The organism is Halarcobacter bivalviorum, assembly GCF_003346815.1.
GTDB lineage: Bacteria > Campylobacterota > Campylobacteria > Campylobacterales > Arcobacteraceae > Halarcobacter > Halarcobacter bivalviorum.
In genome coordinates this window covers 2,439,572-2,455,786 of the sequence record NZ_CP031217.1, presented here as the reverse complement: position 1 = coordinate 2,455,786, position 16,215 = coordinate 2,439,572, and the positions used below count along the sequence as shown (strand labels likewise).

Here is a 16,215-nt window from a genome sequence, read left to right as displayed (position 1 = left end):
AAATTACATTTTAAACAAATGAAAAATTTAATATTAAGATATATACTATTCTGTATTATAAGTTTAACTTATGAAAAATTAAGTATTATTTCAGAATTATTGGAGTATTCTTACAAAGATTAATTTCATGCATATCTAAAAGGAAGTTATAAGTTTATCTTATGGCTTCCTTTTTTTATTGTAGCTCATTTATGTATGAAGTATAAAAACTTATATAAGGACACTGTTCTTTTATCTTAACTGATAAGTGTTCAACTTCTGTTACAATATTATTACAACCTGAAAGATTCTCTTGAGTTGGATTTACACTTAATAAGCCACTACATAAAGCATAAATATCTTGTAATTTTTTAGCTTCTTCATTTAAAACTAAATAAGTAATTAGTTCTTGTTCCATTTTATAATACAAAAAGTTGATTGCACCATAACTAAATAAAGCACCTAAAATAGCAGCTATTAAAGTTGTTTTAAAAAGTTTTTTCATTTATTTTAACCATTCTTTGGGATTTTGATTTTAAAACAAGCTCCTGTATATTGAACATTGTTGTAGATAAAATCTTCATTTAATACTTCTATTTTACCTAAAAAATGCTTTTCAATTATCTCTTTTGTCATATAAAGACCGATTCCTGTACCTTGGCTTTGGTGTTTTGTTGTAAAATAAGGGTCAAAAACTCTTGGTAAAACCTTTGAGTCTATTCCTTTTGCATTATCTTTTATTTTTAGTATATAGTTATCTTTTATATCTTTAATTACTATAAAAATAAATCTTTTCTCTTCAATTTTTTCTAAAGCATCAATTGCATTTGTAAAGATGTTAATTAAAGCCTGTATCAATTCATTTTCATAGACAAAAATAGTATCTATTTTGATATCTTGTACAATTACAATCTCTCTATTTATAATTTTAGATTTTAAAAATTGTAAAGATTTATTTATTATTTCATAAGTATCTACTGTGGTTGGATTTTTATCTCTTTTAAAAAAGTTTCTAAAGTCTTCAATTGTTTGAGACAGATACATTCCACTAGTAAGAATTTGATCCATAAATTCAAATAGTTGCTCTTGAGATAAATCAGATAGTTCACTTTTTATTTTTACTCCACTAGCTGATGTTGTTATTATAGAAAGAGGTTGTCTCCATTGATGAGCTATATTTTCAAGCATCTCTCCCATTGCAGCTTGTCTTGATTGTTGTATTATAAACTCATTTTGATTTTTTAATTCTAACTCTAAAGTTTTGTTTTCTGTTATATCTTGATGGATTCCAGCCATAATTAGAGGATTTCCATTTTTATCCTTTTTTACAATACTTCCATTAGATAAAATCCATTTTATTGAACCATCTTTTGCTCTCATTCGAAAACAAGCTTCATAATCTTTTTTCCCTCTGATATGATTATCAATAGCTTGTTCTACAATTTTTAAATCCTCTTTTAAAATAAAAGAAAATTGGTTTTTATCTTTGATTTCTTCTTTTGTGTAACCAATTATTTCTGCCCATCTTTCGTTTATAATATTGGTATTTTCTTTTACATACCAAGTCCAAATACCTAATTTTGCACCTTTGATTACTCTATTTAAGTAGTTTTCAACTTTTTTTCTTTTTTCAATTTCATTTTTTAATTTTCTATTTATAAATAAGATACTAGTAAGAACAACAAAAAAGATAATAATGACTTCAACTAAATATTTATAACTTATCTTTTCATATTTTATAGAGAGCCATTTATTTAAAATATTTTGATGGTCTTCATAATTTATATCTTTAATTGCTTTATTTAAAATAGAGAGTAATAAAGGATAATCTTTTCTAACTCCAATTCCTAAATTCCACTTTTGATCAAATTTTCCTACTATCTTTAAATGGCCAATGTACTCTTTTTGAATATGATAACCAACTGTAGAAAGAGTTCCAATAAAACCAAATAACTCTTCTTCATTTACTTTTTTTAATCCTTCTTTTATGTCTTTCACATAAATTAAATTTAGATTTGGGTAGGCTTCTTTTAATATTTCAGCATAAGCATAACCTTTAACAATACCCATACTTCTGTTTACTTTTGTAATATCATCTATAAATAGTTCATTTGTTTTAGTAGCTAATACAAGGGGTATTTCTAAATAAGCTTTTGTGAAATTAAGAAACTTTTTTCTTTCTGGAGTTTCCATAACTAAAGAAAAAATATCACATTTTTTTTCTTTTCCAAAGTTTAATGATTCAAGCCAAGTTTTTGTTGGAATCATTTCTATTTTTATTTGAAGTTTATTTTCAATAAGTTTTAAATAATCAGCTGTCATTCCAATATGTTTACCATTTAAATTTTTTTCAAAGGGCATCCAGTTTGGGTCAATACAAACTTTTAAGATTTTATTATTTTTTAAAAAAGATAACTCTTCTTTAGTTAATTTTGTATCAAAATTATTATTGTTTGCTGTCAAAAATGTCACAATAAATGGAATGAAAAAATAGATAATTTTTTTCAAAATTATTTCCTTCTGTCTTAATTAATAATATTTTATCTGATTTATTATAAAGAATTTACTTTATGTGTTACAAAAGTGACAATAAAATAAAAAATAAATTAATATTTGTAGGTGGATTATTAATAAAAATCCATTATAATAGAATAATATTTTTATTATAAATGAAGAGAAACAAATGAGTCATCTTAAAGCAATTTTAATAACAGTTGGAGTCGTTTTTATTGGATTTTTATTACAAATTTACTATATAAATTTTTCAATATCTAATCAGATTAAAATTTATGAAGATAATATCTTAAAAGAGGCTAGAACAAGTTTTAATAGTTTTTTTGTTACAAAAATGTGGAACACTACCAATAAAGGTGTTTTTATAAAACATGATGAAGAGTATCAAAAAATAAATCCTATTGATATGACAAAACAGATTTTTGACATGTCTAATAATAACAATGTAAAAAGTTATAAAATAACAAGCCTTTTTCCTTTAAATCCAAATAATAAACCAAACTATTATGAAACAAAAGTATTGAAAAAATTTGAGAAAAAAGAGATTTCAGAGAGTTATGAGTTTAATAAAAACTATAAGAAATTTAATTATATGGCAGCTTTAACAGTTACAAGAGCTTGTTTAGAATGTCACAGTGCTCAAGGTTATAAGATTGGTGATATTCGAGGTGGTGTAAGAGTTACTATTGATACCAATGAATTCAGAGATTTTTATCTTATTTCTTCTAAAAAAAGAGAATACTATATGCTTTTTAGTTTCTTTTTATCTTTATTGGTTTTACTTGTTTTAATTCATTTTGTAAATAATATCTATAAAAAACATAGAACAATTATAGAAATCTCAAATAGATATAAGATTTTATCTCAAAGATATGAATATGCAATTAATGGTTCAAATGATGGATTATGGGATTGGAATTTACTTACAAATGAAGTATACTTCTCAAAGATTTGGAAAACAATGCTAGGTTATAAAGATGAGGAGTTAGCAAACTCTTTGGAAACTTGGGAAAAATTAGTTCATCCTGATGATTTTGAAAAAGCTTCCCATGATATAAATGCAAATCATAGAGGAGAAACAACTCATTATGAAAATATTCATAGATTAAAACATAAAGATGGACAATGGGTATGGATTTTAGATAGAGGAAAAACGATTTTTAATGAAAATAAAAAAGCTATTAGAATGGTTGGTTTTCATACAGACGTTTCAAAACAAAAAGAGTTAGAAATAGATTTAAAAAGAAGTGAAAAAAATCTTTTAAAAGCAGAAAAAATGTCACATCTTGGACATTTTAGATATAACTTTAAAAATAATGAGTTAACTTTGTCAAAAAATATAAAAGCTGTATTTGGATTAGGTGATGAAGATAAGATAACTTTAGAAGATTTGATTAAAAACTTTACCCATGATGAGGATAGAGAAGTAGTAATTAGAAAATTTTTCTTAGCTAAACAAACAGGAAAAGCATATAAAAGTGAATATCGAATAATTAGACAATCAGATAGGGAAATTCGATATGTAAACTGCAACATTGAGATAAAAAAAGATAAAAATAAAAATGTATATTCAGTTATTGGTACAATTCAAGATGTAACAGAGTTTGCATTAATTCAAAATGAACTCTCTATTTTAAGACAAGCTGTAGAACAAGCTCCTATCTCTTTTGTGATTACAAATACTCAAGGAGAAATAGAGTATGTAAATACACATTTTACTAAAGTAAGTGGTTATAGTTTTTCAGAAGTTGCTGGAAAAAATCCAAATATTTTAAAAGCAGATTTTCTAGATAAAAAAGAGTATGAACTACTTTGGGAGACAATAAGTAGTGGTGAGACTTGGACGGGAACTTTTAAAAATTTAGCTAAGGATAAAAATGAATTTTGGGAGAGAGCAATTATTTTTCCAATTTTTTCTAAGAAAAGTCAGAAAATTACAAATTATATGGCAATAAAACAAGAAATTACCAATGAGATTAAACTTCAAGAAGAGCTAAAGGATAAAGAAGAGTTAATGATAGCTCAATCAAGACATGCTGCTATGGGAGAGATGATTAGTATGATTGCCCATCAATGGAGACAGCCAATTTCTGTAGTTGCTATGAGTGCAAATAATATTTTGATGGATGTCGAACTTGATACTTTAGAAGCTGAAGCCTTAAAAGAAAATGCACAGGATATTATAAATCAAACTCAATATCTTTCTCAAACAATTGAAGATTTTAGGAATTTTTTTAAACCAAATAAACAAAAAGAGCTTTTTTATATAAAAGAGGTATTTAAAGATGCCTTCTCAGTAATTGGAAAGACTTTAGAAAACAATAATATTAATATTTTAGAAGAGTATTGTTCTACTTGTCAAATTAATAATTTTAGAAAAGAGCTATTACAGGTTTTAATAAATATTTTAAAAAATGCAAAAGAAGTATTAGTTCAAAAAGAGATAGAAAATAGATATATAAAAATAGAAGAGTCATCTTTTAAAGATAGGGTTATAATAAAGATTTCTGATAATGCAGGGGGAATAAAAGAGGAGTTATTGGACAAAATCTTTGAACCATATTTTACTACAAAGAATGAACTTGAAGGTACAGGTTTAGGTTTATATATGTCAAAAATAATTGTAGAAAAACACCTACTTGGAAAACTAAAAGTTTATAATAAAGAAGAGGGTGCCTGCTTCGAGATTACATTAAGGAAAGAGAGTGTCTGAATTAATAAAATTAAAAAATAAAGCAAATCAATATAGTGTTTTAGTTGTAGAAGATAGTAAACATATTCAAAAACAGATGAAAACTTTTCTTGGAAAACTATTTAAAGAGGTTTTTGTTGCTGATAATGGTGTTATGGGATTAGAACTTTTCAAAAAGAATTTACCTGATTTAGTTCTTACTGATTTAACAATGCCACTAATGAATGGGCATGAATTTATTGAAAAACTTTTATTATTTAGCCCTAATACAAGAATCATAATCATCTCTGCACATGCTTATGAAGAAAATATTATAAAGTTTAAAAAATTAGGAATAGATGAGTTTATTCAAAAACCTGTGAATTATGATGTGTTAATCTCTTCTTTATTAAATTCTTTAATGAAACTTGAAAATAAAGATGAAGAAGATTTTGATGATATTTTTAAATTTTTATATGAAGTAAAACTTGAGAATAAACCTTTAGAATTGGTAAATCATTATAAGGGAGTACCTTTCATTCATGAAGCAAAAATTATTAATATACATAAAGATAAAGTTCTATTAAAAACTGAGAATGTACAAATTAAAGCAATTAAGTATGAAGGAGAAACTACTTTACATTTTGAAGATAAAATTTTAGTAGGGACTTTTAGTGAGTATGATGAAGTAAATAAGATTATTACCTTGATAAACTTAAGTGAAGTAGAAACAAGTTCAAAAAATAGAAGAGAAGTGAGAGTTGATCCTGATGAACTTTTTACGGCTTCAATTTTTGCAAATAGTGAAAGATATAATTATAAAGTAGAATCTATTTCAGTCTGTGCAATTGCCTTCAAAGCAAAAAATGTTACAAGTAGATTAAAACGTGGAGATAAAGTAGATTTAGTCATTGGCTTTAAAACTGAGCATGAAGCCTCTTTTGAAAATAAGATTATTCATAAAGAGAGACTTGCTTTTAAAGCATTGGTTTATAAAATAAATAAAATAGATGAAGACTATAGCAAAATAATATTTATTTATGAACTTAAATTTGGAGATAGAAAAATTTTAGAAAATTATATTTCTCAAAGACAATTAGAGTTAGTTAAAGAGTTTAAAGAATTGAGGATTTAACGGATTTTATTTTCTCTTTCTTCTTTTAAATTACCATAATATAATTTTATTTAGATAAAATAAAAGATTATAAAGTAAATTATTTTAAAACTTTAAAAGGAATATAATGTCTAAATATATATTTATAGTAAGTATATTTATAATTGGTATCTTCACAGGATGTACATCAAAAAATGGAAATTATGATGTAAGAATGAATAAAAATTTACACTATGCGATTAGGGTAAATGATATAAGACTAGTAAATGAATTAATTGAAAATAATGCTGACTTAGAAGAAAAAGATGAATATGGTTACACACCATTACACTTAGCGGCAAGATTTAACCACTATGATATTGCAAAAATGTTAATTACAAAAGGTGCAGATGTAAATAGTTTTGATAACTATTTTGATACACCATTACTTGATTCTACAAGAAATGGTTATGCTTTTATTTCTGAGTTATTAATTTGTAATGGGGCAAAGGTAAATATCAAAGATGAAAAAGGTATTTCTGCTTATGATTATGCTGTAAAAGCAACAGATATGAGAACAGCTAAATTGTTAAGTTCTAAAAATATTCAAGCACAATGTGTAGGGAAAGTTGTTACTCCTAAGAAACCTACAAATGTTCAATTTTATAATCAAATCTCAATTGACGAATATGGTGTTTTAACAGATAATAGACCTAATATTTGTGGTGATGTTTTTGATACAGATGTACAAAGAATACAAATTTCTTTTGATTCTGGTGAAAGTGTTATTGAGGCAAATATCTTAGGAAAAAGATGGTGTGCACAAGTTCAAGAGAAACTTTTAAATGGATATTATAGAGTAGATGCTATTTCTGTAAATTCAATGAATGAGAAAGGTTTAGTTTCAGAAGAATTAGAAATTAAAGCTGTTAATAGCTTACCTTCTTTATTAAAAAAAGAGTTTGAAAAAGATTTAAATAACTGGCATGCTACTTTTGATGAAAAGACTTTGACTTTTAGATTTAATAATCCTTCTTTATTATTTGAAAGAGGAAGTAATGATTTAAAAGAGGAATTTAAAACTATCTTAGCAAACTTTTTCCCAAGGTATGTAGAGGCATTAATTCAATATAAAACTTCAATAAAAAAAGTTTATATAGAAGGTCATACTTCTTCCGCTTTTAATAGTGTAACTAGTGAAGAAGAAAAATTTAAAAGAAATATGGTTTTATCTCAGCAAAGAGCAGATGCTGTATTAGAATATTTAAAAACATTACTTGATTCATCTATTATTGAAAATGAAACTTTTATAAATGAAAATTTTGTTGCAAAAGGAAAATCTTCAAGTCAACTAATTCTTAATGAAGATGGAACAGAAAATAAAGAGTTATCAAGAAGAGTTGAATTTAGAATTGAAAGTAAATAGTTAAATTTAGAGGCTAGATATGAACCATTTGTTAGCAAAAACAAGAGAATCTTTGGCATTAGGCACACCATTTAATATTGATAGTAAAAATTTAGAAATCACTTATGATTCTAAAATTTCACAAGTATATATTACTCTTTTTCAAGAGGGCTTAAGGCCTATTAGATGGGGCTCAAAAAAAGAGAGCTTTGAAGAGACAATTAAAAGAATCATTTTTAAAATAAAAACAAATCCTAGTTTTTATTCTTTTAATATCAATGATAGTTCAAAATGTAGGATTCTTTTTGAAATTGTTACAAAAGAGTATCCTTGTAATATTAGAAACTTAACTACTTTAAGAATGAAATCTCCAAATAGATTTGAACCTGGAGTAAATGGACTAAAGTATAAATATGAAGGTATTACAAGATTTTTTATGCCTACAGATGGTTATACAAAATCTATAATGAGTGTAAATCAGTTATTAAACTATTTATCAAAACAGTGTGGAATTGCAAGAAAAACAAATAAGATAAGTGAAAGAGTTCATTTAATGAGAAGAGAGCCAATAGAGTATACTTTTCTTGAATCTGAAGCTTATATTACCTATGAAGATGAGGTATTAAAACTTAATAGAGGTTATCCTGAGCCAGTAGAGTTTTCTAAAGAAATAGTTTATGATAAGATGATTAAAAGCTCTGATTGGTTAATTGAAAATATGAATGAAGATGGTAGCTTCTTATATTTTTATGACCCTTATAAAAATACTATTGTAGATGATTTACACCCTAATATGATTAACCCTTTATATAATAATATTTTAAGACATAGTGGTGGAACAATCACTTTATTGCGAGCTTTTGAATTAAGTAAAAAGAAAATCTATTTAGAAAAAGCAAAAGATTCATTAGACTTTTTAATCTCTACTTTTAGAACACATACTTATAAAAAAGAGTATGCTTGTTATCCTTTTTTTAATAAAAAATCTAAATTAGGTGGAGCTGGAATAGGCTTAGTTGCTTTGATGCATTATTATATACATACAAAAGATGAATCTTATAGAAAATATATAGATGGTTTAGTAAGACATATTTTAAGTAGAGTTGATAAAGATGGGGAACTGATTGGATATTATATACATCCTTTATACAATGAAGGTAAACCATTAATAAATCCTGATGATGAAATAAAGAAAAATCTTTTCTCTTTTTATTATCCAGGAGAAGCCTTATTAGGACTTGCTTTATATTATCATCATGCTAAGAATATAGATAAAAAGTTTAAAAAAGAGATAAAAGAAAAAAGTGAACAAGCACTTGACTTTCTAGTTGATGTAAGACCAATAAAATATGATTATATGTTTGAATCATTACCTGCTGATGCTTGGCTTATGCAGGCAATTGAAGAGTGGGTAAAAGTAGAAGGCTTAAAAAAACAAAGTTATATTGATTTTGTTTTTAATGATACAAAACAGATGTTTGAACATATGTATAAAGATGAAAATACATTCTCTTTAAACAAAGACTATATAGGTGGTTTTTATTATGAATATGGAGACCATGTTTACCACGATGCTTCAAGATGTGAAGGGGTGGTTAGTGCTTATTATTTAGCTAAATATTTAGGTGATGAGCAAAAAGCTTCATGGATAATGGAACATATGATGTTAAGTGCAAAAGGCTTAATGAAAACATTCCATGACGAAAAATCAGTATATGCACATATAAATCCTAAAAAAGCTCTTCATAGTTTTAGATTTAAACTAACACGTCAGTGGGTTAGAGTTGACTCAGTTCAACATGCTGCTTGTTTCTTTGGAAGATTACTTCCTGTTTGGCAAAAAGAAGAAAAAATTATAGAAAAAAAAGCTGCTAAGTGTAAAGTTTATGATTATAGTGAAATAAATAGTTATGAATTATTTGAAGAGTTTTTTCATAAAGTAGAAGAGACTTCATCTTATGGAAAAAAAGTAGTTATTGTATCTGAATTTGTTGATGAAATGAGTGTCCATAGTTTAGATATAGAAAAATATAAAACATTGATTTCTAAAGCAAAGATAGATTCACTTTATACAATTGGAAGTTTTACAAATCATATTGAAGTTATAGAAGATATAAATATTTGGAAAAATCATTCTCAAAGTTTTGATACTTTAGAGAATGAGATTTTAAATGAGTTATCTGAAAATGATATCTTGTTTATAAAAACAAATAAAGATTTAGAAAAGTTTATTCATAAAGTTCAACTATAAGGGAAGTATTAATATGTCTGGAATTAAATATTTAAAACAATTTGATATATCACAATTTTGGAGATTTTTTGTTGATGGAAGATTTCAAAAAAAATATAATGGCTGGGTTGGATATGAAGGTGGTGAAAGAGGAAGTGTTCCTGCTTTATTAAATGGTTTTTGTCATATGCTTGACAACTTTGATATTTCAAATGGTTTAAAAGCTACATATTTAAGAGAGCTTCATAAGATTTGTATGTTAAGTGTAGAAACAACAAATTTAAAATCAAGTCCAGGAGATATAAGATATTTAAATTCTGGGATGCCTTTTTTTGCTAAATCAACAACTTATGAGCATTTAGTAGAAGTTTTTGAGTTGAGAAAAGGAGATGGTACTGCAATTTTTAACTCAAAACAATGGGGTAAAACAGCAGATGAGTTAAATGTAGATGAAGTTTATGACTTTATGTTAAAAGATGGAAAAATTAATTATCGAAACTGGTACCCTAATCTAGATAAGAAACAAGTAGAAGCTTTAGAAGGGAAACTAAGTTTACATGAGTTTTATGAAGCTAAACATTCAGTTCAAATGTTAATGGTTTCAAAAATGGAAGAGATAGTTGATAGATATAATAAAAATATAAAAAAAGCAAAAACTGATGAAGAAAAATTAAGAGTTATATCTTTAGTACCAAGAGAACTTGAATTATTACACCCTTTCCCTGATGGTAATAGTAGAACTTTCTCTTGTGTAACTTTATCTCATCTTTTGATGTTTAATGGTTTTCCTCCAGCATTATTAGATAATCCTAATCTAGATAATGAAGTATCTCATGACCAATGGATAGAAGAAGTAAAAAAAGGGATGAAAAGAACTTTAGAACTAATAAAAAATCCTGAAATCTCTTTATTTAATTATTCAATATTAGATATGGAACCTGAAAATAGAGAAAAGTTTGTGGAAATGTCTTTAGTTTTAAAAGAAAAAATAGATTCTTTTAAAGAGATTTTTTTATCTCCTACTAAATTAGTTGAATATACAAGAGGTGTTTGGCTAACAGATATTAATGATAGTATGACTTTTACAGGTGTGGGAACTTACGGAACTTATTATAGTGGAAATATCTATTTCACAATGGCAATAAGAGACTGGATAAAAGAGAAAAAAGATCCTATGCATGAGCTTAAAAAAGTTCTTAAAAAAGATATAAAAGCAGTTGTTATTGATGATAAAAAATATTTAAAGTATGTTGAGCATTTACCAGTTTTATTAGTTGATGATTGTTTTGAAGCTTTTAAACAGTGTGCAATAAAAGTAAGACAAGAGCATAATCCTTATACTGTTTTAGTAACAGGAACAGAGGGGAAAACTGGTGCAAAAGTACAATTCCATCATATTTTAAATAAACAAATAAAAACTCATGCTGTATTAAATAGTGCAAATACAGAAGTACCTGTTTTAAGATCTTTAATCAATTTAGAAGTAGATGATAAAGTTGAAATCAATGAGGTTTCAGTGGGAAGTGATGAAGCATATAGAGTTGAAAGAGCAATGATGGTAAATCCTAATTTATGCTTTTTTACAAATATTGGTCCAAACCATATGGATATGCACAAAACTATTGAAAATATTATGATTGCAAAATCTTCTGTTGTTGAAGGTTTAAAAGAAGGTGGAAAATGTATTGTAAATTCAAATATAGAACATTATCCAAAATTATTAAATGCAATTTATAAAAGAAAACCAAATGTTGAAATTATAAGTTATGGTATTACAAAGAGTGATAAGGCACAACTTTTAAAACAAACTTTTGATTCAAAAAATATTGGTTGGAAAGTGGAAGCTAATATTGATGGAATAAAAGTTAAATATTTTGTTCCTATGATACAACAACATGCACCATTAGCAAGTGTTGGGATTTTATTAGCCGTAAAAGAGATGGGATTTGATGTTTTAAAAGCTGCTAAAGATTTTGAAGGAATTGAACCATTTGAAACTATGGGAAGAGTAATAAAAATTTCTAAAAAATCAGGAGATGTTTTATTTTATGACCAAAGTAGAAGAGGTGGAATTCATGGAATGAAATCAGCTTTTAATGATTTAAAGAACTTTAAAGTACCAGGGAAGATAATTGCTTTAGTTGGTGGGATTTCAATTAAAAAAGATTCTTCATGGACTCAAGAGTCTCATTCTGAGTTAGCAAAACTAATTAATGAAAGTAATATTGATAGGTTATATACAACAGGTAACTTTATGAATTATGTTCATGAAAATTTAGAAAATAAAAATATTTTAGTTTCTCATGAAGAAGATATTGATGTTCTTGCGAAAAGCTTATATTTAGATATAAAAGGTGGTGATTTATTATTTATAATAGGAAGTGCTTATTTATATCTAGGAAGAGTATCAGATAGAATTTTAAAAATGAAAGATAGAAGTATCTTTGATTATAGAATAAATGATTATAAATTAACAGATAAAAAAATAAATGAATATAAATCTTTAGTAACAATGTTTGAATTAGAGAATTCAACAATAAAAATAAATGATTTATTATATAAATATGAATTAACTGCAAATAGTTTTAAAGAATCTCTTTCAAAGTATAAAAATTTTACAGAATTTAGAAAAACTTTATTATTAGAATTTTTTACAACTATAGATAAATATTTTATTTCAAAAAAGCTAGTAAATGTAAATGAAGATATAAAAAGTACAGGTATGAAATCATACGTTTATAATGAAGAATATTGTGAAATGTGGTTTAATAATTTAGATAAAAAAGTAGAATTACCTAAAAAACAGCTTTTTGGAAGTTTCTATTACTTTGGAAATAAAGAGTATCTTTTACATATTGAAGTAGCAACTTTAAATCTTCATATTGGATTTGTAAAATATGAAAAAGAGAATGGGAAATATAAAGTTTCAAAGATGAATGAAAACGATAGAATTTCCTTAAAAAAATTTATAAATAGTTTAAATTTTGATAAAAAATTTGAAGGCAGAACTTGGGGCTTAGGATGGGTAAGTTTTGACTATGGTAAATTTATTGATTTTATTAATGCAAACAATTATATAACAGCAACAGATTTTAAAAAAAGTGAATTATATAAAGATATTTTAGAGCCTTTATTAGAAAGGTTCTAAATGAAAGTTAATTTTAAAAATATTAGTTTTGTAAAAAAAGAGTATGAATACTGTTTTATAAGTAACCCTTTTAGAATTTTTTATAATCTTTCAAAAGATGATAAAACACCTGCTAACTTAAAATTTAGCTATAAAAAAGATATTCCTGATTACATAATAAATATTTTTAAACTTTTCTTCCAAGCAAATGAAATATATACAAAAAAACTTAAGTTAAGAAATCCACTAAAAGAAGGGATTTATTTTGATAAAGGTGCTGAGTTTATTGATATATTAATAGTAGATATACCTAAACAAAAAGGTTTGGTAGCTTCAGAACTTGTAGATAATAGTGAATACTTTTTAGAAGAAGATATGAAAGGTAAGGCTGTTAAAATCCAAATTCATAATGATTTGATAGAAGATACAGCAACTCCAATACATGAATTATTTCATGTTTTTCAATATAACTACTGTAATTTTAATAATATGTGGTTTATGGAAGGCTTAGCTAGATGGAGTCAAAATTTAATTCATAAACGACAGATGAAAGATGAGATATTACCTCAAACAATAGAAGAGTTAGATTCTCTTTTATTAAGAGCTCATGATGCAGAATATTTTTTTAGAAAACTATTTTTTTATGTTGATGATTTATCTTCTTTTATTAAGAATTTTCTTTTAAATTGTGAACTAGAAGAGAAAGAATTATTAGCTGAATTAAAAATAGAAAAAATACAGAAAAAATCAATAATAAATAATCTTTATGTTTTAAATGCATTATTAAAAACTTTTGAGAATGTAGATTTAAAAAATAAAAAAGAGATAAGAGTTTTTTTAGAAGTAATCGAACTTTATATAATAAGAGAAAGTAAAAAAAATGTCTTACATAATTTAGAAGTGGAAACCTATCACTACAATAGTTATGATAATCTTCATATGATTGAAGGAGATTTAATTATCTCTGATACTAATTTAAAAATATTAGATGGATTCAATAGAATAAAACAGATATCTGGGACTTTAAAGATTAGTGATAATAAAGTTCTTGAAGAAATTAATGGTTTTCATTCTTTAGAATATGTAAAAAATATTGAAATAACACATAATGAAAGTTTAGAAAATATATATGCTCTAAGTAAATTTTTTTTAAAAATAAAAAGAATAGATGGTTATATTAAGATTACTTCAAATAAGAAATTAAGAAGTATTGCTTTTTTAAGAGGTTTAGAACATACGGGATCTTCTTTATATTTACATAATAATAACTTAACTTCTTTAAAAGGATTAGAGTATTTAACAACAGTTGTTGCTAGTCTTTCTTTATCTTCTAATTCAATAAAAAGTTTAGAAGAATTAAATAATTTGAAAAAAGTTTATGGTTTATTATCTGTTGCACATAATAAACTAGTTTCTTTAAAAGGTCTTGAAAATCTTGAATTTTTAAAAACAACAGTTTGGAATTCTCAAAGCAAAACTATTTTATTAAATGGAAACCCCAATTTAAAAGATATAAAAGCTTTAGAAAATATTCTTACTTATGAAAGATATTTAATTATTTATACGGATGATATTAATCAGTATAAAATAAAACCAAATAGCAATTCTAATTTTCATAAAAATATTTTAGAACTTTATGATACTAAAAATAAATGTTTCATTCCAACTTATGAATTTGTTGAAAAAATAAAACATAATTATGAATATTTTGGTAGAACAACTCATAATGAAAAGCTAACTCATCTTTTTGATTTTGAAATGAAAAGTGATATTTTAGTAATCTCTTTTTCTGGATATGGAGGACATTTAGGTGGAGTATTTAATTCTCGTTATCCTTTTATTACAAATGAAGTAATTACAAATAAGATTTTTATTTTAGATAATTCAGATTCTTGGTATCACAATGGCTCAAATGTAATTGCAAATAGTATTGATGAAATAGTAAATCTATTAAGTTATTTTATAAAAAAAGGCAATTATAAAAAAATACTTTGTATTGGCTCTTCAATGGGTGGATATATGGCTTTAATTGCAGGAAAACTTTTAAATGTAACTAATGTTTTAGCCTTCTCTCCTCAAACTTTTATTGATAATAAAACAAGAAAAAAGTTTTCTGATAAAAGATGGAATAAAGAGTTAAGTAAAGTAAATGAAAAATATACAAAATATTTAAATATAAAAGAACTTTATAAAAATAGTAATATTAATAATAAAATTGAAATTCACTATTCTGAAAGTGTCCCTTTGGATGAAGTTCATGCTTTATATTTAGATGATAAAAGAATAAAACTTTTTTCTTATAAAAATTGTGATCATTATGTGAGTGTTTATTTACATGAAAAAAGATTATTGGAAGATATGGTTTTAAAACATTTAGGAATAGAGAAACATAAAAAGAGTAAAAATAAAATACTCTTTGCAGATAAGTGGCAAAGTACATTAAAAAAATGTTCTTTTATAGAAGCTTATCATACAAGTTTTAGTGATATAAAAAAAGTAATTGATTTTGCACTAGATAATAAAATCAATATCTTATTTGGAAATAACTATTCTGCTCAAAAAGCAATTGCTAAAAATGAAAAACTTTTAAAAGAAAAAGGTTTGAAATTTTTAGTTAATACTCAAAAAACATTAAAACACTTTGTCGATAAAAAACTGTTTTATGATTTAATGCTTCAAAAAGGATATGAGCAATATGTTCCAAAATATTATTCTAATGAAAATGAAGTTATCTATCCTTGTATTGTAAAAACTATTTCAGGTGGAGCAGGAAGAGGTATTTTTATAGCTTACTCAAAAGATGAGATTACTTTTAAAGATAAGAATCTAATAATATCTGAATATTTACCTAGTAAGGTAGAGTATGCAACTACTATTTTTATGAAAAAAGGGAAGATTATTGAAGATTTTACTTTTAGTAAAAAAGTGGAAAAAGATTTTTATGTTTTACAAGCAGAAAAAAAAGAAACTATTAAAGTAGAATATTGTGAAACTCCTTTTTTAGAGCTTTTTGAAGAAATAGTATCTTATTTAAGTAGTAATGATGATTATTGCCAGTGTAGTATTAATTTTAAAATAGAAAATAATATTCCTAAAATTTTTGAGATTAATCCAAGAGTTGGTTATACCCTTTCAGGATTCCCTACTTATTTTGAAAAATATATTGACAGATATATAAGTGAGCTGGATATTTGAT

At 25.1% G+C, this 16,215-nt stretch carries 8 protein-coding genes; 6 read left to right on the top strand and 2 right to left on the bottom strand.

What is annotated here, in order from left to right; translation table 11 throughout:
* Positions 1-175: 175 nt before the first annotated feature.
* Positions 176-484, bottom strand: coding sequence for a hypothetical protein (locus tag ABIV_RS12370; RefSeq protein ID WP_114840183.1), 309 nt, complete (start codon positions 482-484; stop codon positions 176-178).
* Between the two features lie 5 nt (positions 485-489).
* Positions 490-2,487 (bottom strand): transporter substrate-binding domain-containing protein, encoded by a 1,998-nt coding sequence (locus ABIV_RS12365; protein ID WP_114840182.1) that lies wholly within the window; start codon positions 2,485-2,487, stop codon positions 490-492.
* 175 nt (positions 2,488-2,662) lie between these two features.
* Between ABIV_RS12365 and ABIV_RS12360 the strand changes: the two genes are divergently transcribed.
* The 6 genes from ABIV_RS12360 (at position 2,663) to ABIV_RS12335 (ending at position 16,214) form a co-directional block, all read left to right on the top strand.
* Positions 2,663-5,206, top strand: coding sequence for a PAS domain-containing protein (locus tag ABIV_RS12360; RefSeq protein WP_114840181.1), 2,544 nt, complete (start codon positions 2,663-2,665; stop codon positions 5,204-5,206).
* Positions 5,199-6,299 carry a response regulator gene (locus ABIV_RS12355; RefSeq protein ID WP_114840180.1) on the top strand — a complete coding sequence of 367 codons (1,101 nt, stop codon included), beginning with the start codon at positions 5,199-5,201 and terminating at the stop codon, positions 6,297-6,299. The genes ABIV_RS12360 and ABIV_RS12355 overlap by 8 nt, the downstream gene beginning before the upstream one ends.
* Before the next feature lie 106 nt (positions 6,300-6,405).
* Entirely contained in the window at positions 6,406-7,683 is a 1,278-nt protein-coding gene (locus ABIV_RS12350) for an ankyrin repeat domain-containing protein (protein ID WP_114840179.1), read from the top strand.
* A gap of 19 nt (positions 7,684-7,702) precedes the next feature.
* On the top strand, positions 7,703-9,913 hold the full coding sequence (locus tag ABIV_RS12345) for a glycoside hydrolase family protein (protein WP_228254306.1): 2,211 nt from the start codon (positions 7,703-7,705) through the stop codon (positions 9,911-9,913).
* A gap of 13 nt (positions 9,914-9,926) precedes the next feature.
* Entirely contained in the window at positions 9,927-13,040 is a 3,114-nt protein-coding gene (locus tag ABIV_RS12340; protein WP_114840178.1) for a Mur ligase family protein, read from the top strand.
* A complete protein-coding gene (locus ABIV_RS12335) occupies positions 13,041-16,214 on the top strand; it encodes a hypothetical protein (protein ID WP_114840177.1) in 3,174 nt (1,057 codons plus the stop codon).
* Position 16,215: the final 1 nt, after the last annotated feature.